General features: G+C 74.0%; 25 protein-coding genes. 15 read left to right on the top strand and 10 right to left on the bottom strand.

Annotated features, from left to right (window positions below):
* Positions 1 to 12 precede the first annotated feature (12 nt).
* Entirely contained in the window at positions 13 to 1,224 is a 1,212-nt protein-coding gene (locus VKZ81_RS27425) for an FAD-dependent oxidoreductase (RefSeq protein WP_324244595.1), read from the bottom strand.
* Positions 1,225 to 1,305: 81 nt separating this feature from the next.
* Between VKZ81_RS27425 and VKZ81_RS27420 the strand changes: the two genes are divergently transcribed.
* The 4 genes from VKZ81_RS27420 (at position 1,306) to VKZ81_RS27405 (ending at position 4,603) form a co-directional block, all read left to right on the top strand.
* On the top strand, positions 1,306 to 1,797 hold the full coding sequence (locus tag VKZ81_RS27420; RefSeq protein WP_324244594.1) for a MarR family winged helix-turn-helix transcriptional regulator: 492 nt from the start codon (positions 1,306 to 1,308) through the stop codon (positions 1,795 to 1,797).
* Positions 1,798 to 1,935: 138 nt separating this feature from the next.
* Positions 1,936 to 2,571, top strand: a complete 636-nt coding sequence (locus VKZ81_RS27415; RefSeq protein WP_414709484.1) for a class I SAM-dependent methyltransferase — start codon at positions 1,936 to 1,938, stop codon at positions 2,569 to 2,571.
* Positions 2,568 to 3,404, top strand: coding sequence for an MOSC domain-containing protein (locus tag VKZ81_RS27410; protein ID WP_324244592.1), 837 nt, complete (start codon positions 2,568 to 2,570; stop codon positions 3,402 to 3,404). Before VKZ81_RS27415 ends, VKZ81_RS27410 begins: the two co-directional genes overlap by 4 nt.
* A 44-nt stretch (positions 3,405 to 3,448) precedes the next feature.
* A complete protein-coding gene (locus VKZ81_RS27405) occupies positions 3,449 to 4,603 on the top strand; it encodes a sensor histidine kinase (protein ID WP_324244591.1) in 1,155 nt (384 codons plus the stop codon).
* On the opposite strand, the gene VKZ81_RS27400 is transcribed toward VKZ81_RS27405, so the two are convergent.
* Together VKZ81_RS27400 and VKZ81_RS27395 are read right to left on the bottom strand one after the other, a co-directional pair.
* Complete coding sequence (locus VKZ81_RS27400) at positions 4,587 to 5,021, bottom strand: hypothetical protein (RefSeq protein ID WP_324244590.1); 435 nt, start codon at positions 5,019 to 5,021, stop codon at positions 4,587 to 4,589. The two genes, VKZ81_RS27405 and VKZ81_RS27400, sit on opposite strands and share 17 nt — an antisense overlap.
* Positions 5,022 to 5,120: 99 nt before the next feature.
* A complete protein-coding gene (locus VKZ81_RS27395) occupies positions 5,121 to 6,317 on the bottom strand; it encodes a glycoside hydrolase family 10-like protein (RefSeq protein ID WP_324244589.1) in 1,197 nt (398 codons plus the stop codon).
* A 113-nt stretch (positions 6,318 to 6,430) separates the two neighbouring features.
* On the opposite strand from VKZ81_RS27395, the gene VKZ81_RS27390 reads away from it, so the two are divergent.
* On the top strand, positions 6,431 to 7,108 hold the full coding sequence (locus VKZ81_RS27390) for a class I SAM-dependent methyltransferase (protein WP_324244588.1): 678 nt from the start codon (positions 6,431 to 6,433) through the stop codon (positions 7,106 to 7,108).
* Here VKZ81_RS27390 and VKZ81_RS27385 read toward each other — a convergent pair.
* Both VKZ81_RS27385 and VKZ81_RS27380 read right to left on the bottom strand, forming a co-directional pair.
* A complete protein-coding gene (locus tag VKZ81_RS27385; RefSeq protein ID WP_324244587.1) occupies positions 7,092 to 8,402 on the bottom strand; it encodes a lipopolysaccharide biosynthesis protein in 1,311 nt (436 codons plus the stop codon). The two genes, VKZ81_RS27390 and VKZ81_RS27385, sit on opposite strands and share 17 nt — an antisense overlap.
* Complete coding sequence (locus VKZ81_RS27380) at positions 8,392 to 10,062, bottom strand: choline dehydrogenase (protein WP_324244586.1); 1,671 nt, start codon at positions 10,060 to 10,062, stop codon at positions 8,392 to 8,394. The genes VKZ81_RS27385 and VKZ81_RS27380 overlap by 11 nt, the downstream gene beginning before the upstream one ends.
* A gap of 192 nt (positions 10,063 to 10,254) precedes the next feature.
* On the opposite strand from VKZ81_RS27380, the gene VKZ81_RS27375 reads away from it, so the two are divergent.
* From VKZ81_RS27375 to VKZ81_RS27365, 3 genes are read left to right on the top strand one after another with little or no spacing between them, the layout of a single operon-like run.
* Positions 10,255 to 11,652, top strand: a complete 1,398-nt coding sequence (locus VKZ81_RS27375) for an APC family permease (RefSeq protein ID WP_324244585.1) — start codon at positions 10,255 to 10,257, stop codon at positions 11,650 to 11,652.
* On the top strand, positions 11,649 to 12,482 hold the full coding sequence (locus VKZ81_RS27370) for a class I SAM-dependent methyltransferase (RefSeq protein ID WP_324244584.1): 834 nt from the start codon (positions 11,649 to 11,651) through the stop codon (positions 12,480 to 12,482). Before VKZ81_RS27375 ends, VKZ81_RS27370 begins: the two co-directional genes overlap by 4 nt.
* Positions 12,479 to 13,300, top strand: a complete 822-nt coding sequence (locus VKZ81_RS27365; RefSeq protein ID WP_324244583.1) for a transporter substrate-binding domain-containing protein — start codon at positions 12,479 to 12,481, stop codon at positions 13,298 to 13,300. Before VKZ81_RS27370 ends, VKZ81_RS27365 begins: the two co-directional genes overlap by 4 nt.
* Before the next feature lie 8 nt (positions 13,301 to 13,308).
* Here the strand turns inward: VKZ81_RS27365 and lexA are convergent, their stop codons facing one another.
* The 3 genes from lexA to VKZ81_RS27350 are packed head-to-tail and all read right to left on the bottom strand — an operon-like array spanning position 13,309 to position 15,960.
* On the bottom strand, positions 13,309 to 13,959 hold the full coding sequence (gene lexA / locus VKZ81_RS27360) for a transcriptional repressor LexA (protein ID WP_324244582.1): 651 nt from the start codon (positions 13,957 to 13,959) through the stop codon (positions 13,309 to 13,311).
* Between the two features lie 57 nt (positions 13,960 to 14,016).
* Positions 14,017 to 14,616 (bottom strand): nitroreductase family protein, encoded by a 600-nt coding sequence (locus VKZ81_RS27355; protein ID WP_324244581.1) that lies wholly within the window; start codon positions 14,614 to 14,616, stop codon positions 14,017 to 14,019.
* Positions 14,617 to 14,628: 12 nt separating this feature from the next.
* Positions 14,629 to 15,960, bottom strand: coding sequence for a lipopolysaccharide biosynthesis protein (locus tag VKZ81_RS27350; RefSeq protein WP_324244580.1), 1,332 nt, complete (start codon positions 15,958 to 15,960; stop codon positions 14,629 to 14,631).
* 238 nt (positions 15,961 to 16,198) lie between these two features.
* Here VKZ81_RS27350 and VKZ81_RS27345 point away from each other — a divergent pair, with 238 nt between their 5' ends.
* The 3 genes from VKZ81_RS27345 (at position 16,199) to VKZ81_RS27335 (ending at position 20,493) form a co-directional block, all read left to right on the top strand.
* Positions 16,199 to 17,887, top strand: a complete 1,689-nt coding sequence (locus VKZ81_RS27345) for a choline dehydrogenase (protein ID WP_324244579.1) — start codon at positions 16,199 to 16,201, stop codon at positions 17,885 to 17,887.
* Positions 17,888 to 17,992: 105 nt separating this feature from the next.
* Entirely contained in the window at positions 17,993 to 18,877 is an 885-nt protein-coding gene (locus VKZ81_RS27340) for a GlxA family transcriptional regulator (protein WP_324244578.1), read from the top strand.
* Between the two features lie 80 nt (positions 18,878 to 18,957).
* Positions 18,958 to 20,493 carry a hypothetical protein gene (locus tag VKZ81_RS27335; RefSeq protein ID WP_324244577.1) on the top strand — a complete coding sequence of 512 codons (1,536 nt, stop codon included), beginning with the start codon at positions 18,958 to 18,960 and terminating at the stop codon, positions 20,491 to 20,493.
* Positions 20,494 to 20,496: 3 nt separating this feature from the next.
* Here VKZ81_RS27335 and VKZ81_RS27330 read toward each other — a convergent pair whose 3' ends face one another.
* Positions 20,497 to 21,168 carry a TetR/AcrR family transcriptional regulator gene (locus tag VKZ81_RS27330; protein WP_324244576.1) on the bottom strand — a complete coding sequence of 224 codons (672 nt, stop codon included), beginning with the start codon at positions 21,166 to 21,168 and terminating at the stop codon, positions 20,497 to 20,499.
* Positions 21,169 to 21,287: 119 nt separating this feature from the next.
* Here VKZ81_RS27330 and fxlM point away from each other — a divergent pair, with 119 nt between their 5' ends.
* The 3 genes from fxlM to VKZ81_RS27315 are packed head-to-tail and all read left to right on the top strand — an operon-like array spanning position 21,288 to position 24,662.
* Positions 21,288 to 22,490, top strand: a complete 1,203-nt coding sequence (gene fxlM / locus VKZ81_RS27325; protein WP_324244575.1) for a methyltransferase, FxLD system — start codon at positions 21,288 to 21,290, stop codon at positions 22,488 to 22,490.
* 46 nt (positions 22,491 to 22,536) lie between these two features.
* Positions 22,537 to 23,406, top strand: a complete 870-nt coding sequence (locus VKZ81_RS27320; protein ID WP_324244610.1) for a tryptophan 2,3-dioxygenase — start codon at positions 22,537 to 22,539, stop codon at positions 23,404 to 23,406.
* Positions 23,403 to 24,662, top strand: coding sequence for a kynureninase (locus VKZ81_RS27315; protein WP_324244574.1), 1,260 nt, complete (start codon positions 23,403 to 23,405; stop codon positions 24,660 to 24,662). Before VKZ81_RS27320 ends, VKZ81_RS27315 begins: the two co-directional genes overlap by 4 nt.
* 38 nt (positions 24,663 to 24,700) lie before the next feature.
* On the opposite strand, the gene VKZ81_RS27310 is transcribed toward VKZ81_RS27315, so the two are convergent.
* Positions 24,701 to 24,835 (bottom strand): hypothetical protein, encoded by a 135-nt coding sequence (locus tag VKZ81_RS27310; protein ID WP_324244573.1) that lies wholly within the window; start codon positions 24,833 to 24,835, stop codon positions 24,701 to 24,703.
* 283 nt (positions 24,836 to 25,118) lie between these two features.
* Here VKZ81_RS27310 and VKZ81_RS27305 point away from each other — a divergent pair.
* Positions 25,119 to 25,844: aminoacyl--tRNA ligase-related protein (locus VKZ81_RS27305; protein ID WP_324244572.1), on the top strand; the 726-nt coding region annotated here is incomplete at its 3' end.

The following is a 25,844-nucleotide window of genomic DNA, read 5'->3' as shown; positions in this document are numbered from 1 at the left end:
CCCATGGTGCCGTCACCGGCTGCCGGCGCCCGCACCGGCCACGACCGGGGCATCCCAGTCGATGTGGTGCCCGTGCAGCCACGCGGCCGCGCGGTCGCCCTGCCGCTTGAGGAAGATCGGCAGGAACAGGTCGCGCAGCACCCGCGCCACCGGCCCGGCGGCCTTCGCGTTGCTCGACCGCGCGCCGTCGGCGACGACCTGCTCCACGCGGGAGCGGCGCAGCCCCTCGAACGCGGCGAAGGCGGTGTCGATCTCGGGCACGTCGCGCAGGCAGCGGCCGAGCTCGACGGCGTCCTCGATCGCCATCGAGGCGCCCTGGCCGGACGACGGCGACATCGCGTGGGCCGCGTCGCCGATCAGCACCATGCGGTCGCGGTGCCAGCGGCGCACCGACGGCAGGTCGTAGGTCGCCCACGCCCGCAGCTCCCCCGGCGTGGCGTCGATGATCCGACACGCCGGCGTGCGGTCGACGGAGTACAGCTCCCGAAGCCGCGCCCGCCAGTGCGCGGTACCGAGCGAGGCGAGCTCGCCGGGCGCGGGCTCGGTCCGCTGCGGCGGGTTGGCGAACCACCAGACCGACCCGCCCGGCGCCACGACGTAGCCGAAGAAGGCCCGCTTGCCGAAGACCATCTCGTAGGTGCCCGGGGCGGCGCCCACATCCATCGCCGGGGCGAACCCGCCCATGTTGAGCACCGGCACGAACCGGGCGGGCGGGGCGTCGGGGTCGATCACCTGCCGGACCCGGGACCGGACCCCGTCGGCGCCGACGAGCAGGTCGGCGGTGACGGTGGTGCCGTCGGCGAACTCGGCGCGGACGCCGTCGGCGACCCGCCGCGCGTCCACGAGCCTGCGCCCGTGCTCGATCGTGACGCCCTGCCGCTCGGCCTCGTCGCGCAGCGCCCGGTAGAGGTCGCTGCGGCGCAGCGTGACGCCCACGGTCCCGTCGGGGAGGGGCGCGCCGGTGCTCACCTCGCCGAGCAGCTTCCCGGTGCCGCTGCGGAACCGCATGCTCGGCGTGGGGAAGCCGATGCCCTCCACCACGTGGCCGATGCCGAGGGTGCGCAGCGCGTCGATGCCGTTGACCTGCAGCGTGAGGAACGCGCCCGCCTCATCGGCCGCGTCCGCACGGGCCTCGCACACGGTGGTCGCGATGCCGGCCCGCTGCAGCGCGATGGCGGCAACCGGGCCCGCGATCCCCGCTCCGATCACCAGTGCCGTCCGCATGACCTACCCTTTCCTCGGACTCACAAATATCTCGCTTCGCCAAGTATCTCGGCTTGCCGAGAGAATTGTCAAGGAGGTCGCTTGTCCACCGAGGAGCTGCGGGCAGCCATCCAGCAGTCGATGCTGCGTCTCATCGCGGGCGCGGTGCTGCACAACCACGCCGTGGCGCAGCGGCTGGGGCTCGGGGCGAGCGACTCGCAGCTGATCTCGCTGCTCAACATGCACGGCCCGCTCACCCCGGGCCGGCTGGCGACGCTGACCGGCCTCACCACCGGCACCGTGACGGGCGTGATCGACCGCCTGGAACGCGCCGGGTTCGTGCGCCGGGAACGCGACACGACCGACCGGAGGAAGGTGCTGGTGACCCCGGTGCCGGAGGGCATGGCGGTGCTGGCCGAGCACTACCGCCACCACGGCGAACAGCTCGAGGCCGTGCTCAGCACGCGCGACGAGGATCAGCTGCGGGTGATCGCCGACTTCTTCGCCGACCTCACCGCGCGGGCGGGCGAGCCCTTGGTGGCGCCGCCCCCGTCGGCGGGCGGGGACGCCACCACGAGCAGCAGCGGGAGCTGACCGGGCGCCGGCCGGTTGGGACGGCGCAGGTGGGCCACGACCCACCCGGCGCGCCGGGGATGTCCGCGCACGAAGGACACGTCCATCACCTCCGGCACCCAGTTCAGCACGGGGGTCCGACGTTCCTCGACTCGTAGGATGGCCGGGGTGTCCCTCCCCGCCCGGTTCGACGCCGCCGTCGACGCCCACCCCGCCGGCCCCTACGACCCCGACGCCCACGACGCCGACCCCCACCACCTCGCGGTCGCCCGGCGGCTGGTCGCCGGCCTGAGCCCGGCTCCCCGGCCCGAGCTGGTGGTGGACGTCGCCACCGGCACCGGCTTCGCCGCCGTCGCGGCGCTCGAGGCGCTCGCCCCGCGCCGCCTCGTGGGCGTCGACCTCTCCCCCCGGATGATCGAGAAGGCCGCCGCGAAGACGGCGGGTGACGAGCGGGTCGAGTGGCGGGTCGGGCCCGCCGTGCCGCTCGACCTGCCGGACGCGTCGGCCGACGTGGTGCTGTGCGCCTCCGCGCTGCACCTCATCGGCGCCACCGCGCCGCCCGAGTGGCGCCGAGTCCTGCGCCCGGGCGGGCAGGTCGCCTTCAGCATCCCCGTCGCCGCCGACTTCCACCCCTCTCCCGCGTTCGCGGCGGCGCTGCCCGCCGATCTGACCGCCCCCGCCGACGAGGCGGGGGCCGCGCACATCGCCCGCGCCGCCGGGTTCGAGTCGGTGCGGGTGACGACCACCGCGCCGCCGCGCCGGTCGTTCCTCGTGTTCGGACGGGTGCCGGCATGACCGCCCGGGTGGTCTCCCTGCACACCTACCCGATCAAGGGGTGTGCGGGCGTCGCGTCGACCAGCGCGTTCCTCACCCCGGCCGGGCTCGCCCACGACCGGACGTTCATGGTGGTCGACGAGGAAGGCGTGTTCCGCAGCCAGCGCGAGGACCCCCTGCTCGCGACGATCCGGCCCGAGGTCCTCGACGACGGCCGGGCGCTCGCGCTCGCCGCCCCCGGCGCGGGCGAGGTGCGCGTGGAGGTGGACCTCGACGGCCCCCGCCGCCCGGTCGAGATGCTCGGCAACCCGTACAAGGGCATCGACCAGGGCGACGCCGTCGCGGCCTGGCTCACCGGGGTGCTGGGCCGGCCCAGCCGGCTCGTGCGCGTCCCGCCGGAGCACGACCGCACGACCGACGGCGAGACGCCCGGCCGGGCCGGGTTCGCCGACAGCGGCGCGCTGCTGCTCACCAGCCAGGCGTCCTGGGCCGAGCTGGACCGGCGGATCGGCGAACGCCGGGCCGAACCGGTCGCGATGGAGCGGTTCCGCCCCAACGTCGTGGTGGACGGGTGGAGCGAACCGCACGTCGAGGACCGGGTCCGCGAGCTCACCATCGGCGGCGCCGACCTCGCGTTCGCCAAGCTCGCGATCCGCTGCGCGGTGACGCTGGTCGACCAGCGCACCGGGCGGCGGGCCGGGCCCGAGCCGCTGCGCACCCTCGCCGACTACCGCCGGATCTCCACGCTGGGCGTGGCGTTCGGCGCGAAGTTCTCCGTGCTGCGCACCGGGTGGCTCGCCGTCGGCGACGAGCTCGTCGTGCGACGCTGGGCCGACCCGCCCGGCGGCGGGTAGCGCGCCGGTACCCCGGCGCCCGCGGATCTGGCTACCGTGACCCCATGCCGGAACGGAAGGGCTGGTGGGCAGGCCCGCTCCCGACCGTCGTCCTCCCACTGGCCGTGGGCGCCTTCTCCGTCGTCGGCACGTTCGGGGCGTCGCGCGGGCAGCCGTTCGCCCGGCCGCTCGACGCGCTCGGCATCGCGCTGCTCCTCGCCGGGGCGGCCGCGCTCGTGCTGCGCAGGCGCTACCCGGCCGAGGTGCTCGCCGCCACGGCCGTGCTCGCGGGCACCTACCTCACCCTCGGCTACCCCTACGGCCCGGTGTTCCTCGCCGCGCTGGTCGCGCTGTGCAGCGCCGTGCTGGCCGGGCACCGGCGCAGCGCCTACGTCGTCACCGGCCTCGCGTTCGCCGGCCTGCTCGTGGTGCACCTGGTGCGCTTCCCCGACGAGCCCCTGCCGCTGTTCGGGGCCGGCGGTTGGCTGTCGTCGCTCGCGATCGTCATCGCCGTCTGCGAGTGGTGGCGGGCCCGCCGGGAGCGACAGGCGCAGGAGCGGCTGGCCCGGGAGGAGGCCGAGCGCAGGCGCGGCAGCGAGGAGCGGCTGCGCATCGCGCGCGACCTGCACGACTCGCTCGGCCACCACGTCAGCCTGATCAACGTGCAGGCGGGCGTCGCCCTGCACCTCATGGACGACGACCCCGAGCAAGCGCGCTCCGCCCTCGCGGCGATCAAGAAGTCGAGCGGGGAGCTGCTGCGCGAGATGCGGGCCACGCTCGGCGTCCTGCGCGGGGTCGACGAGCCGCCGCGCGCCCCGGTGGCCGGGCTGGACCGCCTCGACGACCTGATCGCGGAGAACTCGTCGGCGGGCCTGGACGTGCGGCTCGAGGTCGAGGGCGCGCCGCGGGAGCTGCCGCCCAGCGTCGACCAGGCCGCCTACCGGATCGTGCAGGAGTCGCTGACCAACGTGCGCAAGCACGCCGGCACATCCCGCGCGCACGTCCGCCTGGTCTACGCCGACGACGGCCTGTCGATCCAGGTCGACGACGAGGGCCGCGGCGCGATCACCGCCACCGGATCGGCGGGCGGTGACGGCCTGCCCGGGATGCGGGAGCGGGCCACGGCGCTCGGCGGCACGCTCACGGCGGGCCCGCGCCCGGGCGGCGGCTTCCGGGTGTCCGCCCACCTGCCGTGTGCTGCGGTCACCGCACCGGGGTGAGCGCGGTGATCCACAGGTTGAGCTGGTCGCGCACCGAACGCAACTCGGCCACCCACGGCGTGAGGTCCTCCACGGCGCGCATCGAGCGGTAGGCGCCCGGCGCGCCCTGCCGCGGGTAGGCGAGCCGCACCGCGACGTGGAGCAGCTGGAAGTGCAGCAGCACGAGGTCGGACAGCCGCCGCTCCAGCGACCCGTCGCCCGCGGTCGGCGCGAAGTCCAGCGACCAGCTCCACAGCCGGTGGTACTCGGCCGCGACCCGGGCGCCCTCCCGCGCGACGAACTGCGCGGGTTCCCCCGGCTCGGCGCACGCCTGCAGCACGGCCTCCGCGCGTTCCTGCAGCAGGATCGCCTGGTCGGCGATGGACAGGAGGGCCAGCAGGTCGGCGAGCACGCGTTCGGGCCGCTCGTGGTCAGCCATCGCCTTCCCCCCACAACGTCGTGATCTGGGTCACGAAGCCTAGTGGTGCCGCCCGGGCCGGACGAGTAGGGCTAGCCGGAATCAGCCCGCCCCGGTGGACTAGCAGACATTTTGGTCAGACCATACCCGTTCCATGGCCGCGGCGGCGTTGGTCGTGAGCGACCTCGCGCTGAAGAAGACCGCGCCGCACACCTCGGGGTGGGCGCGGTCGAGCGCCAGGTGCTCGGCGAGCTCCCCGTCGTCCCACGCCGGGCTGCTGCCGACCTTGTACGCCGCCTGGCCCGTGTACAGCCGCACCGGCGTCCCGGCCACGGCGTCGGCCCACCACGGCACGAGCGCCGCGTAGTCGGCGGCCGGGTGCCCGATCTCCCAGTAGATCTGCGGGACGACGTAGTCGACGAGGCCCTCGCGCACCCAGGTCAGGGTGTCGGCGTAGGTCGTGTCGTAGGACTGCGTGCCGGTGGTCGCCGACCCGCGCGGATCGGCGGACCGGTTGCGCCAGATCCCGAACGGGCTGATCCCGAATTCGATGTCGCGGTCCAGCGCGGCGAGCCGCTGCGAGGTGGCCCGGACCAGCTCGTCGACGTTGTGCCGCCGCCAGTCGCCGACGTCGGTGAAGCCGGAGCCGAACTCCGCGAACGTGCCTGCGTCCGGCAGCTCCTCCCCTTCGACGGGGTAGGGGTAGAAGTAGTCGTCGAAGTGCACGCCGTCGACCGGGTAGCGGCGCGCGACGTCCAGCACGACGTCGACCACGAAGTCGCGGACGTCGGGCCGGCCGGGGTCGTAGTAGAGCTGGCCGCCGTAGGCGAACACCCGCTCCGGGTGCCGCCGGGCCGGGTGGTCGGGCACCAGCTGCGCGGGGTCGGCCTGCCTGCTCACCCGGAACGGGTTGAACCAGGCGTGGAACCGCAGGCCGCGCGCGTGCGCCTCCTCGACCAGGAACGCGAGCGGGTCGTAGCCGGGGTCGGCGCCCTGCCGGCCGGTCAGCCAGTGCGACCACGGCTCGTACGGCGAGGGCCACAGCGCGTCCGCCGTGGGCCGCACCTGCACGATCACGGTGTTCAGCCCGAGCCGCTGCACCTCGTCGAGCAGCGCGCGGTACTCCCGCTGCTGGTCGGCGACGGGAAGGCCCGGCCGGCTGGGCCAGTCGATGTTCTGCACGGTGGCGATCCACACCGCCCGCACCTGTCCGTCGGAGCAGGCGGGCGGCGGTGGGTTCGCGGGCCCGGCACCGCCCGCGCCCAGCGCGACCACCATGGCCGCCACCACCACCCGCACCACCCGCACCACCCGCACGACGGCCAGTATCGGCCGCCCGCGGCCGGCGCCGGCGCGCCGCAGCGCCGTCGACCCGGATCTTCCCCCGGCCGTGCGCGCGCACCGGCCGCCCGACCGGGCACACTGACCGGATGGAGCAGCGGCGTCCGTCCCCGGCCGAGCTCGCCCGCAAGCCGTCGCCCACCGACCCGCGCCTCGACCTGCTCGCAGGCTCCATCGACCTGCACCACGGCCGTCGCATCCGGTTCGTCCACCCGCGCGACCCCGCCGCCCTGCTGTACGAGGACGACGTCGCGGCCGACCAGGCCTACCCGCCGTACTGGGCGGAGCTGTGGCCGAGCGGGATCGAGCTGGCCCACGCCGTCTCCGAGCACGACTGGACCGGGACGGTCGCCGTCGAGCTGGGCTGCGGGCTCGGGCTGCCGTCCGTGGCCGCCGCCCTCGCCGGGGCGCGGGTGCTCGCCACCGACCGCTCCGCGGACGCGCTCGTGTTCGCCGCCGTGAACGCCGAGCAGAACGGGGTGGCGATCGAGACCGCCCGCTGCTCGTGGGAGGACCCGGCCGAGCTGGTCGCGCGGGGCCCGTTCCAGCTGGTGCTCGCGAGCGACGTGCTGTACGGCCAGCGCAACGTCGACGAGATGCGCGCCCTGCTCCCCCGGCTGGTCGTCCCGGGCGGGCAGGTGTGGATCACCGACCCGGACCGCCCGCTGACCGAGGAGTTCCTGGCCTCCGTCGACTGGGCGTCGGTGCAGACCTCGGCCACGCGACTGCCGAAGGTCTGGCTGCACCGCCTCACGCGGGTCGCGTGAGCCGCCGCCGCGCCACCGCGTAGCGGACCAGGATCGCCGTGGCCACCACCGTCTGCCCCGCGACCAGCGCGACGCCGACGCCGGTGAGCTCGAGCAGCGGCATCAGCACGAGCGCACCCGGGATGACCAGGGCGGCGACCGCGGCGGGCACGCCCAGCAGCACCGCCCGCCGCTGCTGCACCCTGGCCCCGAACAGCGCGGCCGTGACGACGGCGTTCGGCACCGCCGAGAGCGAGGCGAGCGCGAGCAGCGCGGTGCCGGTGGCGGCGTAGTGCTCGCCGAAGACCGACAGGATCAGCCCCGCGCCCGGGACGATCACGACCGCGGCGGGCAGGATCAGCGCGAGCGAGCGGGCCACGGTGCTGCGGCGGGCGGCGTCGAGCGCCTCCGGGTCGGCGGCCACGTGCGCCACGAGCGACTGCCCCATCCCGTGGGAGACGAGGTAGAGCCCGTAGGCGATCGCCCACGCCACCCCGAACGTCGCGGCCTGCTCGGCGCCCAGCGTCACGAGGACGAGCAGCGGCAGCCCGAACTCCACGGCGTTGGTGAACAGCCCGCCCGTCCAGTCGGCCGAGACGAACCGGGCGACGGCGCGGGGCCGCACCGGGGACCGGCCCGGCGGCTCACCACGCGCGGGGGCGGGCAGGACCCGCAGCAGGTAGGCGGTGACGGCGAGCACGACCGATGCGGTCGCGGCCATCCACGAGACGGCGATGACGAGCCCGGAGGCGACGAGCGCGCCCGCGCCGAGCAGCGCGATCTTCAGCAGCGAGAAGACCAGGTTCTCCAGCGGGACGACCAGGGCCCGCTTGAGCGCGGTGAGGACGTAGTCCTGGACGACGAACACGGTCCACACCGGCGTGGAGAGCACGAAGAACGCCACCAACGCGGCGCCGCCCACCGCGTCGCGCAGCTCGGGCGCCCACCAGGCCGCGCCGAGCGCGAAGACCCCACCCGCCGCGGCCGCCACGCAGCTCCCGAGCGCGTAGCAGGTGAGCACGAGCCGCCGGGCCGCGCGGTCGGCGACGGGCACGAACCGCAGCAGCGCGTTGCCGAGGTTGAGCTGGGCGCCGACCGCGATCAGCGTCATCGTCGAGATCAGCGCGTTGTTGACGCCGACGACCTCCGGCGGGAACAGCCGGGCCGCCACCACCCAGTAGAGCAGCCCGATGACCGACGTGAGCCCCGAGCTGAGCACGAGCGCGAGCCCGTCGCGGTGCTGCGGAGCGGCCCAGCCCGCGAGGAGTTCCCGCAGGCGGCCGGTGCTGCCCGGCGCAGGACCGTCAGGCGGCACCGGGTTCGGTCCCCGCGCCGGCGCGCGGCACGGCGGGGTACTCCGGCGCGAGCGGCGTGTTGCCGAGGATGATGTCGACCGCCTTCTCGGCGAGCATCAGCACCGGGGCGTAGGTGTTGGCGTTGATGATCGACGGGAAGGAGCCGGCGTCGACCACCCGCAGGCCCTCCACGCCGCGCACGCGCAGCGCCGGGTCGAGCACGGCGCCGTCGTCGGCGCCCATCCGCGTGCTGCAGGACAGGTGCAGGCCGGGCTGCCCGGTGCGGGCCACCCACTCCATGACCTGGTCGTCGGTCCGCACATCGGCCCCGGGCAGCCACTCGCCGCCGTCGAGGTGGCGCATCGCGGGCTGCGCGAGCAGCTCGCGGGCCAGCCGCACGGCGGCCACCCAGCGGGTGCGGTCCTCCGGCGCGGACAGGAAGTTGAGCCGCACCGCCGGGTACACGGCGGGGTCGGCAGCGGTGATCTTCACCGACCCGCGCGCCCCGGACCGCATCACCTCGACGTGCATCTGGTAGCCGTGCTGGTCGACCGGCAACGACCGCTCCTCGCTCGCCATGGCGAGCGGGGCGAGCACGAAGAACAGGTCGGGGTAGTCCTCCTCGGGGCTGCTGCGGACGAACCCGCCGACCCGCATCGGGTTCCACGCGCCGGGCCCGCGGCCGAACAGCAGCGCCTCGCCGACGATCTTCGGCCAGCTGGTCTTGCGGCGCACCGACGCCATCGACACCGGCTGCAGGCAGGTGTGCTGGATGTGCACGGCGAGGTGGTCCTGCAGGGCCTCGCCGACGCCGGGGAGGTGCTGCACCACCGGGATGCCGAGCGCCTCCAGGTGCGCCTTGTCGCCGATCCCCGACAGCTGCAGCAGCTGCGGCGACCCGATCGCGCCGGCCGAGAGCACGACCTCGCCCGCGCGCACCAGCGTCTCGGCCTCGCCGTCGCGGAACCGCACGCCGACCGCGCGCCCGCCCTCGACCTCGACCTTCGTCACCATGACCCGGGTGCGCACCTCGAGGTTGGCGCGCCCGCGCACCGGCCACAGGTACGACCGCGCGGCCGACTCCCGCCGCCCGCCGCGGACCCCCTGGTCCAGCGGGGCGAAGCCCTCCTGCTCCGAGCCGTTGGTGTCGGTCAGCACCCGGTAGCCCGCCTCGCGGACCGCCCCGAAGAACGCCTCGAAGATCGGTCCGTCCACCGGGCTCGGGGCGAGGGCGTGCGGGCCGCTGCGCCCGCGGAAGGCGTCCTCCGCCTCCCCCACGCGGCCCTCGAGCCGGCGGTAGTAGGGCAGGCAGTGGGCGAAGTCCCACTCCTCGGTGCCGGTCTCCTGCGCCCACCGGTCGTAGTCGGCCCGGTTGCCCCGGGTGTAGAGCATCCCGTTGATGCTGGTGGAGCCGCCGAGCACCTTGCCGCGCGGGTGCTCGAGGCGCCGGTTCTGCAGGTGCGGCTCCGGCTCCGACACGTAGCGCCAGTCGTGCGCGGCGCTGCCCACGGGCATGCCCATCGCGAGCGGCAGGTGCACCGCGAGGTCCCACCAGTGGTCCGGCCGCCCCGCCTCCAGCAGCAGGACCCGCACCTCCGGGTTGGCGCTCAGCCGGTTGGCCAGCACGCAGCCGGCCGCGCCACCGCCCACGATGACGAAGTCGTACGCCTTGTCGGACATGGTGGGTCGTCACACCTCGGTTCGAGTCGGGGACCGCCGCGCGCGGAGTGCACGACAGGCTACTGCCGGTGCCGGGAGGCGAACCGCGGGTGGCCCCGTGAGCAACCCACGGGGAACGGCGAGTTGTCAGAGGGGGTGGCCCCAACCGGCCCGCAGGTGTGATCATCGGCTCCTCCGGAGGGAGGAGCGGCCATGACCGAGACCAGCTTCATCAAGGCGCTCGGGCGCTGGGACACCCTTGCGGTCGGCTTCGGCGCGATGATCGGCTTCGGCTGGGTCGTGCTGACCGGCGGCTGGCTGGAGGACGCGGGCACGGCCGGCGCCGCGCTCGCGTTCGTGGTCGGCGGCCTCGTCATGACGCTGGTCGGCCTGGCCTACGCCGAGCTCGTCTCGGCGATGCCGCGCGCGGGCGGCGAGCACAACTACGCGCTGCGCGCCCTCGGGTCGCGGCCGGCGTTCGTGACGTCGTGGGCGATCGTGCTCGGCTACGTCTCGGTGGTCGCGTTCGAGGCGGTCGCGCTGCCGGAGACCATGCTGTACCTGGCGCCGGACATGCTGGCCGGCCGGCTGTGGTCGGTGGCGGGCTCCGACGTGTACGCGACGTGGGTGCTGGTCGGGGTCGTCGGTGCCGTGGTGATCACGTGGATCAACTACGTCGGCATCCGCCCGGCGAGCGTCGTGCAGACCATCGCGGTCGCGTTCCTGCTCGTGGTCGCGCTCGTCCTGCTCACCGGCGCCTTCGTCGGGGGCGAGGCCGCCCACCTCGAGCCGTGGTTCGCCGGCGGGCTCGCCGGGTTCGTCTCGGTGCTGGTGGCCACCCCGTTCCTGTTCGTCGGCTTCGACGTGATCCCGCAGTCGGCTGAGGAGATCAACCTGCCGCAGCGGCAGGTGGGCAAGCTGCTCGTGCTGTCGGTGCTGATGGCGGCGGCGTTCTACGTCGTGGTCGTGCTGAGCGTGAGCTCGTCGATGCCGCACGCCGAGCTGGCCGCCGCCGAGCTCGCCACCGCCGACGGGATGACCGCGCTGTGGAACAGCCCCGCGATGGGCACCCTGCTCATCCTCGGCGGCGTCGCGGGCATCCTCACCAGCTGGAACGGCTTCCTCATCGGCGCGAGCCGGATCATCTACGCGATGGCCGAGTCCGGCATGCTCCCGCGCTGGTTCGCCTACGTCCACCCGCGCTACCGCACCCCGTCGCACGCGGTCCTGGTGGTCGGCGGCCTGTCGGTGCTCTCCCCGCTGTTCGGCGAGCAGATGCTCGGGTGGCTCGTCGACGCGGGCGGGGTCAACATCGTGATCGCCTTCCTGCTCGTCTCGATCTCCTTCCTCGTGCTGCGCAGGCGCGAACCGGACATGCCGCGGCCGTTCCGCGTGCCGGCGGGCCCGGTGATCGGCTGGGCCGCGGCGGTGCTGAGCCTGGGTCTCGCCGTGCTGTACCTGCCGGGGATGCCCGCGGCGCTCGCCTGGCCGGCCGAGTGGCTGATCGTCGGGCTCTGGTGGCTCATCGGGCTGTGGTTCGTCCTGCGGTTGCCCCGGGTCGCCCCCGGCGCGGACGCGGAGGAACGGCTCGTGGAGGCGACGCGCTCGTGAGCGAGGTCGACCCGGCCAACGCCGACGCCGCCACGGCGTGGGACGGCCCCACCGGGGACGTCTGGGCCGACCACGCCGACTCCTTCGACGCGGGAGTCGCCCGCTACCTGCCGCACCTGGTGGAGGCCGCGGCGATCGAGCCGACCATGCACGTGCTCGACGTCGGCTGCGGCAACGGGCTCACCACGCGCGAGGCGGCCCGCCGGGCGGCGAGCGCCACCGGCGTGGACCTGTCCACGCGGATGCTCGACGTCGCCCGGCGCCGCGCCGCGGAGGAGGGGATCGCGAACGTCTCGTTCGTGCGGGCCGACGTGCAGATCGCCGACCTCGGTGAGGCCCGCTACGACCGCAACATCAGCCGCAACGGCGTGATGTTCTTCGCCGACCCGGTCGCGGCGTTCGCCAACCTCGCCCGCGCGGTGACGCCGGACGGCCGGCTCGTGCTGCAGGTCTGGCAGCCGATGTCGGAGAACCCGTGGTTCACCGACTTCCGGCGGGCGGTCCCGAGCCCGGTGCCGCCACCCGACGGCCCCGGTCCGTTCGCGCTGGGTGACCCGGACCGGGTGCGCTCCGTGCTGACCGCGGCCGGTTTCGCCGAACCGGAGCTGCGCGGCGTGCGCGAGCCGATGTACTACGGCCCGGACGTCGCGACGGCCGACCGGTACGTCTCGGCGATGCTCGGCGGCCCGCTCGGCGAGCTCGACGAGGCGGCCCGGGCCGAGGCACGGGCCGCGCTGCGGGCCACCCTCGCCGATCACCTCGGCCCCGACGGGGTGACGTACCCTTCGGCGATGTGGATCATCACGGCCGGTCGGGGGTCCGGATGGTGACCGCCCGGATCGTGGCGGGCGCGCTGGTCGCGCTCGCGCTCGCGCTCGCGGCCGGGTGCTCGGCGGGCCCCGCCACCGAACCCGCACCCGCCGAAGCGCCCGCGCCCACGGCGGGCAGCCTGCTCGACGAGGTGCGGGCCAAGGGCGAGATCAGGGTCTGCAGCACCGGCGACTACCGCCCGTTCACCTACCTCGACAAGGCCACGGGCACGTGGGAGGGCATCGACATCGACATGGCGGGCGACCTCGCCGCGAAGCTCGGCGTGCGCCTCACCCTCGTCGAGACCACGTGGGGCACCCTCCTCGACGACCTGGGGCGGACCTGCGACATCGCGATGGGCGGCATCTCGGTCACCACCGACCGCGCGCAGCGCGCGTTCTACAGCGACCCGTACCTGGTCGACGGCAAGACGCCGATCACGCGGTGCGAGAACGTCGACCGGTTCCAGACGCTCGAGCAGATCGACCAGCCGGGCGTGCGGGCCGTGGTCAACCCCGGCGGCACGAACGAGTCGTTCGTCGAGGCCAACCTGGAGCGGGCCGAGATCGTCCGGCACCCGGACAACAACACGATCTTCGAGGAGATCCTGGCGGGCCGCGCGGACCTGATGATCACCGACGCGACCGAGACCCGGTGGCAACAGCAGCAGCACCCCGAGCTCTGCGCCGTCCACCCCGAGGCGCCGTTCACGTTCTCCGAGAAGGCCTACCTGCTGCCCCGCGGCGACGTGGTCCTGCAGGAGTGGGTGAACACCTGGCTGCGGATCGCGCGCAACGACGGCACCTACGACCGCTTCGCCCGGCCCCGCCTCGGCTGAGAGGTGTCTCAGACGGTCCGCAGCACCGAGACCACGATGCCGAGCACCACGGCCTCGTCCCCGTCGATCACGTCGTAGGCGGGGTTGCGCGGCTCGAGGTACACGTGGCCGTTGCGGCGGCGGTACACCTTCACGGTGGCCTCGCCGTCGATCATCGCGGCGACGATCTGGCCCGAGTACGCCTCGGGCTGCCGGCGCACCACCACCGTGTCGCCGTCGCAGATCGCGGCGTCGATCATCGAGTCGCCGCGGACCCGCAGGGCGAAGACGGTGCCCCGCCCGGCGAGCTCGCGGGGCAGGGTGAGGACCTCGTCGACGTGCTCCTCGGCCAGGATCGGGGTCCCGGCCGCGATGTCGCCGACCACGGGAACGGGCACCGAGTCGCCGCTGCCCGGCGCCTGCGGCTCGCGCAGGAACGCCCGTACGTCGATCGGCCGGGCCACCGTGCTGCCGCGGCGGAGGAACCCCTTCTCCTCCAGGCTCGCCAGGTGCCTCGACACCGTCGACGGCGAGCGCAGCCCGACCGCCTCGCCGATCTCGCGGGTGCTCGGCGCGTACCCGTACCGGACGACGAAGTCCCGGATGGCCAGCAGGATCCGCTGCTGGCGCTGCGGCAGGTAGGAGGCGTCCGGGAAGTCGAGATCATCGTCGACGAGCACGGCCGAGATGATCGCACCCGGGCGCGGCGGGACCGCCCGCAGGCCGGGCCCGCCGCGCTACCAGCGCCCCCGGTGCACGACCTCGTCCGTCCCGCGCCGGCCGCGCCTCAGCGACGGGGAGCGCCGGTCCTCGGCTCCCGGGTAGCCCACGGAGATGCACCCGATCGGGCGGTAGGCCTCCGGCACCCCGAACGCGTCGCGGAACGCGGTGATCCGCTCGGGTGGGATCCCGAAGAAGCAGGCGCCGAGGCCCTCGTCCACCGCGGTGAGCAGGATCAGCAGGGCGGCCATCCCGGTGTCGACGTCCCAGTAGGGCACCGGCCAGCGGCGTTCGTCGCGGTCGGTCCAGCCCTTGTCCGGCTCGGCGTAGCGGTCGAGGTACGTCGCCTTGTGCGACAGCGGAACGATCAGCAGCGGGGCGCGGCGCATCCGCGTGAGCCACGCGTCCGGGGCGCCGTCGCCCGCGGTGGCCGCCCAGAACCGCTCGCGTTCGTCGGGGGACTCCAGCACCAGGAACGCCCACCCCTGGCTGAACCCCGCCGACGGCGCCCGGATCGCGTGTTCGAGCAGCCGCTCCCGCACCTGCGGTGGCACCGGCCGGTCCGGGTCGTAGTCCCGGACCATCCGCCTGCGCCGCACGACCTCCGCGAACTCCACCCCGGCCCCCGGTCAGGCCGCCGCGGCGGCGCGGCGGGTCGCCCGGCGGCGCAGCAGGACGAGCGCGGCCACCAGGCACTGGGCACCCAGCCACGCCCAGCCGGCGCCGGTGATGCCCACCAGTGGGACCAGCACGAACGTGCCGGTCATCACCAGCGCGCACAGCGCGGCGGGCAGCCCGATGAGCGTGGCGCGGTGGCGGGTGACCCGCGCCTCCCACACCGTCGAGTTGGTGACCACGTTCGGGATCGCCGACAGCGCCAGCAGGATCAGCAGCACCGTGCCGTTGCGGGCGTATGCCTCGCCGAACACCCACAGGATCGGGTAGGACGCCACGGCGGTGGCCAGCGTGGCGGGGACGATCAGCGTGAGCGTCTTGCGCTCCATGCTGCGGCGGGCGCGGTCGGCCGCGGCGCGGTCCGCCGCCGCGTTGTGCGCCACCAGCGACTTCCCCATGCCGATCGCCACCAGGTAGAAGGCGAACGCGATCTGCCAGATCACGTTGTACACGGCGGCGCCGTCCGGGCCGGCCAGGTTGATCACCACGAGCGGGAGGCCGAAGACGGCGGCCTGCCAGAAGATGTTGCCCGCGTAGTCGGCGCCCACGAACTCCCCGAGGTCCCGCACGGTGACCGGCTGGACGGTGGGCGGCGGCGCCGCGGTGCGCACGGCCCGGGTCAGCCAGCTGGTGACGCCGACCACCACGAGCAGGGTGGCGATCACCCACCCGACCGCGATCCCGCTGTCCACCGCGAGCCAGGCCGCGACCACGAGCAGGACGATCTTCAGCAGGGCGAACACCAGGTTCTCCCACAGCACGAGGTCGGCGCGCTTGATCGAGGTGAGCGCCGCGTCCTGCAGGACGAACAGCGTGTAGAGCGGGGTCGCGACCAGGTAGAAGAGGATCAAGGCCGGGTAGCCCACCGCCTCGAGCAGCTCCGGCGCCCACACGCCCGAGCCGACGGCGAAGCCGACGCCGAGCAGCGCCGCCACCCCGGTCCCGACCGCGAAGCACCCGGCGATGATCTTCCCGCGCCGGTCGGCGACCGGGACGAAGCGCAGGATCGCGTTGCCCAGGTTGAGGTGGGCGGCCGAGCCGAGCAGCGTCATCGCCGAGATGGCCGCCGAGTTCAACCCGACGACGGCCGGGTCGAACAGCCGCGCGGCCAGCACCCAGAACAGCATCCCGAGCCCGGACGAGGCGGCCGAGCTGAGCACGAGGGCCATGCCGTCGCGGTGCTGCGGCGAACGCCAGCCGTCCTTCGCGCCCTTGCCGATGGGCAGGGGCGCGGTCAGGGCGTCGAACGCGATGGTGGGTGCGTCGAGGTCGTCCCGTGGCGGCACGCGACCCATCATCCGGCCGCGTCCGTGCGTGGCGGCATGCGGGTGGCGCCTTTCTGGGTACAGCGTCCGCTCGGTCGTCAACACGGGTCTATCGGGTTCACGCGGCCGGGCGTTAGCCTGCCGGGTCGGCTCCAGGCACCCCGCCGAGCGGGTGTAGCGTCCTTCGGCGTCAAGAGCCGCCGTGCCCACGATCGGGTGAATCGGAACGCGGCGGCGGGCGCTTCATGAGGGGGAGCCGGTGACCGAGTCGTTCGATCACGTCATTGTCGGGGGTGGTTCGGCTGGTTCGGCCTTGGCCAACCGGCTGTCCGCGGATCCGGCGCGGCGGGTGCTCGTGCTCGAGAGCGGGCGGCCCGACTACTCGTGGGACGTGCTCATGCGCATGCCCGCGGGCATCGCGTTCACGCGCGGTGTGAGCTTCTACGACTGGCGCTACCAGAGCGAGCCGGAGCCGGGCCTGCGCGGCCGTCGGATGAACCTGCCCGCCGGCCGCATGCTGGGCGGCACGAGCAACCTCTACGGGATGCTCTACCAGCGCGGCAACCCGCTGGATTACGAGGGCTGGGCGGCGCTGCCGGGGATGGAGAACTGGGGCTTCGCCCACGTCCTGCCGTACTTCAAGCGCATGGAGGACGCCGAGGTCGGCGGCCCGCTCCGGGGGAAGGGCGGTCCGCTGCACGTGCAGAAGGGCCGCGTGCAGAACGTCCTGTCGCAGGCGTTCCTGCTGTCCGCGCAGGAGGCGGGCCACTACGCCACCCCGGACGTGAACGGGTACCGGCAGGAGGGCTTCGGCACCCTCGACCACAACATCTACAAGGCCCGCCGGTGGTCGGCCACCCGCGCGTACCTGCGCCCGGCGATGAACCGGCAGAACCTCGTCGTGCGCACCGGCACCACCGTCTCGAAGATCCTCTTCGACGGCAAGCAGGCCGTCGGCGTCGAGTTCGTCGACAAGAGCGGCAGCGTGCACCACGTGCGCAGCCGCGACACGATCCTCTGCGCGGGCGCCATCAAGAGCCCGCAGATCCTCCAGCTGTCGGGCGTCGGCGACGGCGAGCTGCTGGAGCGGGTCGGGGTGCCGCTCGTGCACCACCTGCCCGGGGTGGGGGCGAACCTGCAGGACCACCTGGCGATCCAGATCCAGCACTCCTGCACCAAGCCGGTGTCGCTGCAGCCGACGGCGAACCTCAAGAACGCGCCGTGGATCGGGGCGCAGTGGCTGTTCCTGCGCAGCGGGCCGGGCGCCACCAACCACTGGGACGCGGGCGGGTTCGCGCGCAGCAACGACAAGCTGACGTTCCCGAACCTCATGTACCAGTTCCTGCCGCTGGCCTCGAAGTCGTACCCGACCTCGCCCACCGGCCCGCACGGCTACCAGGTGCACGTCGGGGTCATGAACTCCGATTCGCGCGGCCACATCCGGATCACCTCGCCGAGCCACCGGACGCCGCCGGCGATCCAGTTCAACTACCTGTCCACCGAACAGGACCGCAGGGACTGGATCGACGCGGTGCGGGTGACCCGCGAGATCATGGCGCAGTCCGCGCTCGGCCGCTACGACGGCGGCGAGGCCGCGCCCGGCCCGAACGTCCAGTCCGACGACGAGATCTGGGACTGGGTGGTCACCTACGCCAAGTCGGCCATGCACTACTCGGGGTCCTGCAAGATGGGAACCGACGAGATGGCGGTCGTCGACCCCAACTCCATGAAGGTGCACGGCCTGGAGGGCGTGCGCGTGGTGGACGCGTCGGTCATGCCGATCGTCACCAACGCCAACACCTACGCCCCGGTCATGATGATCGCCGAGAAGGCGGCCGACATGATCCTCGGCCGCGACCCGCTGCCGCCGGACCACACCGAGTACTTCCGGCGCGACCAGGTCCGCACCACCGAGCTGCGGGTGGCCACGCCGGAGAAGTCGAGCTGACCGCCCGGCGCGCGGCGGGGGTGCGCACCCCGCCGCGCGCGGGTGACCGGTAGCTGGCCTGCGGATGGCCTGGCCACCGGTCACCGGGTCGCGCAGAGTCGCCCCGTGCCGGGAGAACGACGCAACGCACGACACCTGGTGGCGGTGCTGACCAGGCCGACCACGTCCATCGTCGAGCTGGGGACCCCCGTGGAGTGCCTCGGCCGGCAGCGTTACGCGATCGCGTACTGCGCCTCCGCGCCGGGCCGGGTCACGCTGACCTCCGGCTTCTCCGTCGAGGCCGCGCACGGCCTCGACCGGCTGACCGCCGCCGACACGGTGGTCGTCCCGGGCGACCGGGAGCAGCCGCTCGACCCCCAGCCCGCGATCACCCACGCGCTGCGCGCCGCCGCGGCGCGGGGCGCCCGCCTCGTCGCGACCGGCTCCGGGACGTTCGTCCTCGCCGCGGCCGGTCTGCTGACCGGTCGGCGCGCGACCACCCGGCCCGACCTCGCCGACGACCTGCGGCGCCGATTCCCGCGGGTCCGCGTCGACGCGTTCGCGCCCACCGTCACCGACGGCAGCATCCGCACCTGCGCGGGCGGCGCCAGCACCGCCGAGCTGTTCCGGGAGCTGGTGCGCGGCGACGACGGCTCCCGCCCGAGCGACGAGCTCACCGACGTGATCGAGTGGGCGACGGCGCGGCTCGCGCAGCCGCTCAGCCTCGCCGACCTCGCCCGGGCCGCGCACGTGAGCCCGCGGACCCTCGCCCGCCGCTTCGAGGCCGCGCTGGGCACCTCCCCCATGCAGTGGCTGCTCGCCCAGCGCATCCGCCGCGCCCAGCACCTGCTCGACACCACGTGCGAACCGGTCGAGCGGATCGCCCGCATGACCGGCTTCGGCAGCACGAGCAACTTCCGCCTGCAGTTCACGCGCGCCACCGGGGAGTCGCCCCAGGCCTACCGCCGCACCGCGCGGGAGCGGGAGGCGTTGCGCAGTCGCGCGGGGTAGCCGCGTATCAACCGGCCGCGCTCGCGTCTCCTCCCCGGCCGGCGAAGGATGGTCCGGCGGGCGATCCGCGAGGAGGGGACATGGCCGTGCTGCCACCGGAGTACCTCGACCCGAACACCCCACCGGACGTCGTGGTGACCGACACGCTGCGACCGCGCATCGACGATCCCACCCTCGGGGTCCCCCTCGGCCCGCCCGGCCCGGACGTGCCGGCGCCGCCGGCCGACCCCGCCCACCCGCTCGTCACCGTCGGCGACTCGCTCACCCACGGCCTGACCAGCGGCGCGGTATCGCGCCCGGACCTGTCCTGGCCGGCCGTCCTCGCCCAGTGCCTCGAGGTCGGCTTCCGCACGCCGGTCTACGGCGGCCCGCTCGGCGGGCTCCCGTTCAACATCGAGGGGCTGCTGCGGAGGCTGCAGGAGCGGTTCGGCGACCGGATCAGCGCGATCGAGGCCCTCGCCCTGCCGATCACGCTGCAGCGGCTGGCCGACGAGAACGAGGACTACTGGGAGCGCGGCGAGGGCAGCAGGCCGCCGCGGACCGACGTGCCCTACGACAACCTGGGCATCTACGGCTGGGATCTGCGCGACGCCCTGTCCTACACCGGCGGGCGCGCCGCCGACCGCATCGCGGCGGGCTCCGCTCACGACGACCTGCTCGGCGCGGTGCCGCAGAACGACAACGACATCGCAGCGTGGTCCGTGCTCGCCCCGTTCGGCGCCGCCGCCACGCAGATCGCCGCGGCCGCGCGGCACGGCGCGGACGGCGGCATCGACACGCTCGTCGTGATGCTCGGCGCGAACAACGCGCTGCGCACGGTGGTGGACAAGAGGGTCGTGTGGAGCGGGGACGGCTTCGCCGACCTCGACCGCAAGGAGGCCTTCACCGTGTGGCGGCCGACCCACTTCGCCGCCGAGTACGCGGAGCTGGTGCGGGCGCTCGAGGGGATCAGCGCGCGGCGGGTCGTTCTCGCGACCGTGCCGCACGTGACCATCGCGCCGATCGCCAAGGGCGTGAACCCGCAGGACCCGGGCCGCAAGTGGCGCCCCGGGTCGCGCTACTTCCCCTTCTACACCGACCCCTGGGTCGAGGAGGAGCGCTTCGACCCCGCCAAGCACCGCCACCTCACCCACCGGCAGGCGCGGGCCGTCGACTCGGCGATCGACCAGTTCAACGACGCGATCGCCGACGCCGTCCGGCACGCCCGCGGCCGCGGCCGCGACTGGTACCTGTTCGACCTCTGCGGCGTGCTGGACGGCCTGGCGTTCCGCCGGTTCGTCGCCGACACCGACGCGGTGGCGCGCAACGCGTGGCAGGCCCAGCGGCTGCCCGACGAGCTCGCCGACCTCGACACCCGCTTCTTCCGCTCGGATGCGACCGGGCGGCTGCAGGGCGGGCTGTTCGGACTCGACGGCGTCCACCCGACGATCTCGGGCTACGGGATCGTGGCCGACGAGCTGGTCGGGGTGCTCGCGGCCGCGGGCGTCGCCGCCAAGCGCGTGGACTTCGCGGCCCTGCGCCGCGCCGACCCGCTCAACCAGGACCCGCCCGCCCTGATGGCGGCGGCGTTCGACCTGGCGGCGCCGTTCCTCACCCGCCTCGTCACGCGCGGGTAGCGCTCACACCCAGGGCTTCCCGTCGCCGTCGCGGGCGACGACCAGCTCGGGGCGCAGCGCGCCGAACAGCAGCGTGAGCATCAGGTCGGCGGTGACGGCGGGCGGCTCGTCCTTGCGGTTGAGGCTGCGCACCAGCAGCAGGTTGACCACCATGCCGCTGATCTCGGCGGCGGGCGGGTGCGGGCGCAGCTCACCGGTGGCCTGCCCGTGCTGGATGAGCAGCAGCAGCGCCACGTTGACGGGGGCGAGGATGCGGGGGTCCGCCTCGTCCTCGGGGTCCGGCGTCTTGCCGGTGCGGATCGTGTAGTCGAACACCGCGGCCGTGAACGACGCGGTGAGCCCGCGGTGGTACCAGCTGAGGCGCGCGAGCGCGTTGACCTGGTCGACGAGCGCCTCGACCACCGGCCGCCCGGCCGCGATGTCCTGCTCGGCCTGCCGGATCAGGCCGCGCACGTGCGGCTCGTACACCGCGCCGAGCAGGGCGTGCTTGGTCGGGAAGTGGTTGTAGGCCGTCGCGGAGCTCACCCCGGCGGCGTCGGCGACGTCCTCGATGCGCGTCGCCGCCCACCCCCGGCGGCTGAACGCCGCGTCGGCCGCCGCGATCAGCGCCGCGCGCGTGCGGATCCGCTTCGTCCGGGCAGCCCTCGCCCGCGGGTCGACCGGCCGCTCGTCCACGCTTCCACCGTCTCCCGGTCGTCCAGGCTGCCCGTGCCGTCCCCCGCGATCGCCGTGACGTTATACATCAGCGGCCCCCTCCCGGTCCTGCGTCGCGGGCGGTGAGCGACCATCGGGCGATGCCCAGCGCTGATCAGCTCCGCGAAGCGCTCGTGCGACAGATCCGTGCGGCGGGCGGCGCGCAGCGCGAGCCGGTGCACCGGGCGCTGCGCGCGGTGCCGCGGCACGTGTTCGTGCCCGAGGTCTCCCTCGAGGAGGCCTACGCGGCCGGCACGCCGGTCGTCACGAAGCGCGATCCCGACGGGCGCCCGTTGAGCTCGGCCTCGGCGCCCGGGATCGTCGCGGCGATGCTCGACCAGCTCGACGTCCACCCCGGTCAGCGGGTGCTCGAGATCGGCGCGGGCACCGGCTACAACGCGGCGCTGCTCGCCGAGCTGGCCGGCCCCGGCGGCCGGGTCACGAGCATCGACGTCGACCCGTGGTGCACCGCCCGCGCCCGCCGCGCGCTCGAGCGCACCGGCCACGCCGTCGACCTGCGCACCGGCGACGGCGCGCACGGCACCGGCGACGGCGCCACCTTCGACCGGATCATCGTCACGGCCGGGGCGTGGGACATCCCGCCCGCCTGGTTCGACCAGCTCGCCGTCGGCGGGCGGCTGGTGCTGCCGCTGCGCTGGCGCGGCCAGAGCCAGAGCGTTGCGTTCGTGCGGGAGGTCGACCGGCTGCGGTCCGACGGGCTCTGCCCGGCCGGCTTCATCCCCATGACAACCCTCGACGGGGAGGAGCGGGCGACCATCGGCGAGACGATCACGCTCGTCCGCGACGCCGACCAGGCGGTCGACGTCGACGGGCTGTGGGAGGTCCTCGACGGGCCGCCGTCGGCGGCCTGGACCGGCGTCACCGCCGACGCGAGCTTCCGGACCTATGGCCTGTGGCTGCGGCTCACGATCGACCCCCGCACGTGCTGGCTGCTCTCCCGCCACTCGCACACGGCACCGGACGGCTCGACCGCCGCCCCCGTCCGCGGGCCGGCGCTGGTCGACGGGGCGTCGCTCGCGCTGCTCGCCTTCCGCGGGATCGACGAGGAGCACAGCGAGCTCGGCGCTCTCGGCTTCGGCCCGTCCGGCGCGGCCCTCGCCGCGGACCTGGCGTCCCACGTCCGCGCGTGGGACGCCGCCCGGGACGCGCAGCCGCAGCTCGTCGCCCACCCCGTGGGCGCCGCCCTCCCGGACGGGCCCGTCCCGAACGGGACCGTGATCGAGAAGCGGCACACCCGGCTCGTCGTGACCTACCCGGACGAGCACCCGCCGCCGAAGCGGTGAGCGGCGAGCGCGCGCGGCGAACTTCTGGAACCGTGATGGCGTGACGGTGAACGGTGAGAACCTCCGGCCCCTCGAGGAGGGGGTGGTCCGGGAGTTCGGTGACACCGGGGAGCGGGTGAACCTCTCCTACGGCGCCTACCTGCACCTGGACCAGCTGCTGTCGGCCCAGCACCCGGTGAGTCGCCCGGTGCACCACGACGAGCTGTTGTTCATCGTGCAGCACCAGACGTCCGAGCTGTGGTTGAAGCTGGTGCTGCACGAGCTGCGGGCGGTGCGCGACCGGCTGCGCGCCAACGAGCTGCGCCCCGCGCTGAAGAGCCTCGCCCGGGTCAAGCACATCCAACGCCAGCTCACCGACCAGTGGTCGGTGCTGGCCACGCTGACGCCGTCGGAGTACGCCGAGTTCCGGCGGTTCCTCGGCACGTCGTCGGGTTTCCAGTCCTACCAGTACCGGGCCGTCGAGTTCATCCTCGGCAACAAGAACCGGGAGATGATCGAGATCTTCGACCACGACCCGGCCGCCCGCGAGCTGCTGGAGACCCTGCTCGCCGAGCCGACCGTCTACGACGAGTTCCTGCGCTACCTGCACCGCTGCGACCACGCCGTGCCGCAGCGGCTGCTGGAGCGGGACGTGACGCAGCCGCACGTGTTCACGCCCGAGCTGGTGCCGGTGTTCCGGCACATCTACGAGCACTCCCGCGAGTTCTGGGAGGCCTACGAGACCTGCGAGGAGCTGGTGGACCTCGAGGAGAACTTCCAGCTGTGGCGCTTCCGCCACCTCAAGACGGTGGAGCGCACGATCGGCACCGCGCGGGGCACCGGCGGGTCGAGCGGGGTCGGGTTCCTGCGCAAGGCCCTCGACCTGACGTTCTTCCCCGAGCTGTACGCCGTCCGCACGGAGATCCACGCACCATGACCGGCACCCGCACCTGGGCCGAGCGCGCCGCCGACGCCGACGCCACCGACCCCCTCGCCCGGCTGCGGGCGCGGTTCCTGCCCGCCCCCGGCGTCGTCGCCTACCTCGACGGCAACTCCCTCGGGCGCCCCGTCGCCGACGCCGCGAACCGGCTGGACGAGTTCGTGCACCACGCGTGGGCGCAGCGCCTGATCCGCGGCTGGACCGAGGAGGGCACGCACGGGCCCTGGATGGAGTGGCCCGAGCGGGTCGGCGACCGGATCGCCGCCCTCGCCCTCGGCGCCGCGCCCGGGCAGACCGTGCTCGCCGACTCCACCACCGTCCTGCTGTACAAGCTCGCCCGCGCCGCCGTCGACGCCGCCATCGACGAGGACCCGCGCCGCCGCGTGATCGTCGCCTTCGCCGACGACTTCCCCACCGACCGCTACGTCGTCGAGGGCATCGCCGCCGAGTGCGGCGGCAGCGTGCGCTGGCTGCACGCCGACATCGCCGCCGGCGTCACCGCAGACCAGGTCGCACGCGCCGTGGCCCCGGACACCGCGCTGGTGCTGCTCTCCCACGTCGTCTACCGATCCGGCTGGCTCACCGACGCCCCCGCCGTCGCCGAGGCCGCCCACGCCGCGGGCGCCTACGTGCTGCTCGACCTGAGCCACTCGGCCGGCTCCGTCCCGCTCGCCCTCGACGAGTGGGGCATCGACCTCGCCGTCGGCTGCACCTACAAGTTCCTCAACGGCGGCCCGGGCTCCCCCGCGTTCGCCTACCTGCGCCGCGGCCTGCACGGCCGGCTGCGCCAGCCGATCCAGGGCTGGATGGGCCGCGTCGACGCGTTCACCATGGGTCCCGGCTACGTCCCCGCCCCGGGCGCGCGCCAGCTCGTGTCCGGCACCCCGCCGATCCTCGCCGCCGTGCCCCTGCTCGCCTCCCTCGACCTGCTCGAGGAGGCCGGCATCGACGCGGTCCGCGCCAAGTCCCTCGCCCTCACCGACCTCGCCCTCGACCTGGTCGACGACTGGCTCGCCCCCTTCGGCGTCCAGGTGATCTCCCCGCGCGACCCGCAGCGCCGCGGCGGCCACATCACCATCCGGCGCCCCGGCTTCCGCGACGTCGTCGAGCGGCTCTGGGCCCGCGGCGTCATCCCCGACTACCGCGAACCCGACGCGATCCGCATCGGCCCGGCCCCGCTGTCGACGTCGTTCACCGAGCTGCACGACGGCCTCGCCGTGCTCCGCGACCTCCTGCGCGAGGAGGCGGGCTGACGGGCCGACGGTTCGTCTCGGGTTCCGCGGAACTCGGTTCACGCCGCCGCGGGGTTCCGCTTCGGGAGCAGGAGCAGGCCGAGGACGTGGCCCACGTCGAAGCTGTCGCCCCGCCCTTTCGAGCTGATCGTCTTGTGGTCGATGTGCAGGCCGGCGCGGGTGTGCACCTCCACCGCTCTCCGCCTTCCCGGTGAGTGGCTCGGCGTCGGGCACGAGTGGAGTGTTCCGTCGGGGCGGCGGAACCCCACTCCCGTCGACGCGGTCGATTTCGTAGCCGTGATCAGGATGTCGACGTCGGTCGTACCACCCAGTTCCCACGGAATGGTGCAAGGGCGGGGCCGTTGTCGACGCCGGCCCACCCGCAGCAGATCGGCCAGGGTGTCCGCGGTCCGGAGAGTCGTTGGAGACGGTGCGGAACCCGGGATAACCGGTTGCCACCGCAGCTACCGTCACCCCGTGAAGAAGGCCGTACTCACCCCGCAGGCGGAGAACTTCCCCGCCTGGTACCAGGACGTCGTTGCGCGCGCCGAACTGGCCGACAACGGCCCGGCGCGGGGAACCATGGTCATCCGACCGTGGGGGTACGCCATCTGGGAGCTCATGCAGGCGGACATGGACCGCCGGATCAAGGCGACGGGCGCGCAGAACGTCGCATTCCCGCTGTTCATCCCCATGAGCTTCCTGGAGAAGGAGAAGGAGCACGTCGAGGGCTTCTCCCCCGAACTGGCCGTGGTCACGCACGGCGGTGGGGAGGAGCTTTCGGAGCCGCTGGTGGTGCGGCCGACGTCGGAAACGGTCATCAACCACTACTTCGCCAAGTGGGTGCAGTCCCACCGGGACCTGCCGCTGATGATCAACCTGTGGAACAACGTGGTCCGCTGGGAGCTGCGACCGCGGCTGTTCCTGCGCACCACGGAGTTCCTCTGGCAGGAGGGTCACACCGCCCACGCCACGTACGCCGACGCGGTCGAGGAGACCCGGCGGATGCTGGAGGTCTACCGGCGGTTCATGGCGGAGACGCTCGCGATCTCCGTCGTGACGGGTGAGAAGTCGCCGGGCGAGCGCTTCGCGGGCGCCGACCACACGTTCACCTGCGAGGCGCTGATGCGTGACGGCAAGGCGCTGCAGATGGGCACGAGCCACAACCTCGGGCACAACTTCGCGCGCGCCTTCGACATCCAG

It is taken from the genome of Pseudonocardia sp., assembly GCF_035305885.1.
Classification (GTDB): domain Bacteria; phylum Actinomycetota; class Actinomycetes; order Mycobacteriales; family Pseudonocardiaceae; genus Pseudonocardia.
The sequence above is the reverse complement of the archived record's forward strand: the minus strand, read 5'-3'. Positions and strand labels throughout refer to the sequence as shown.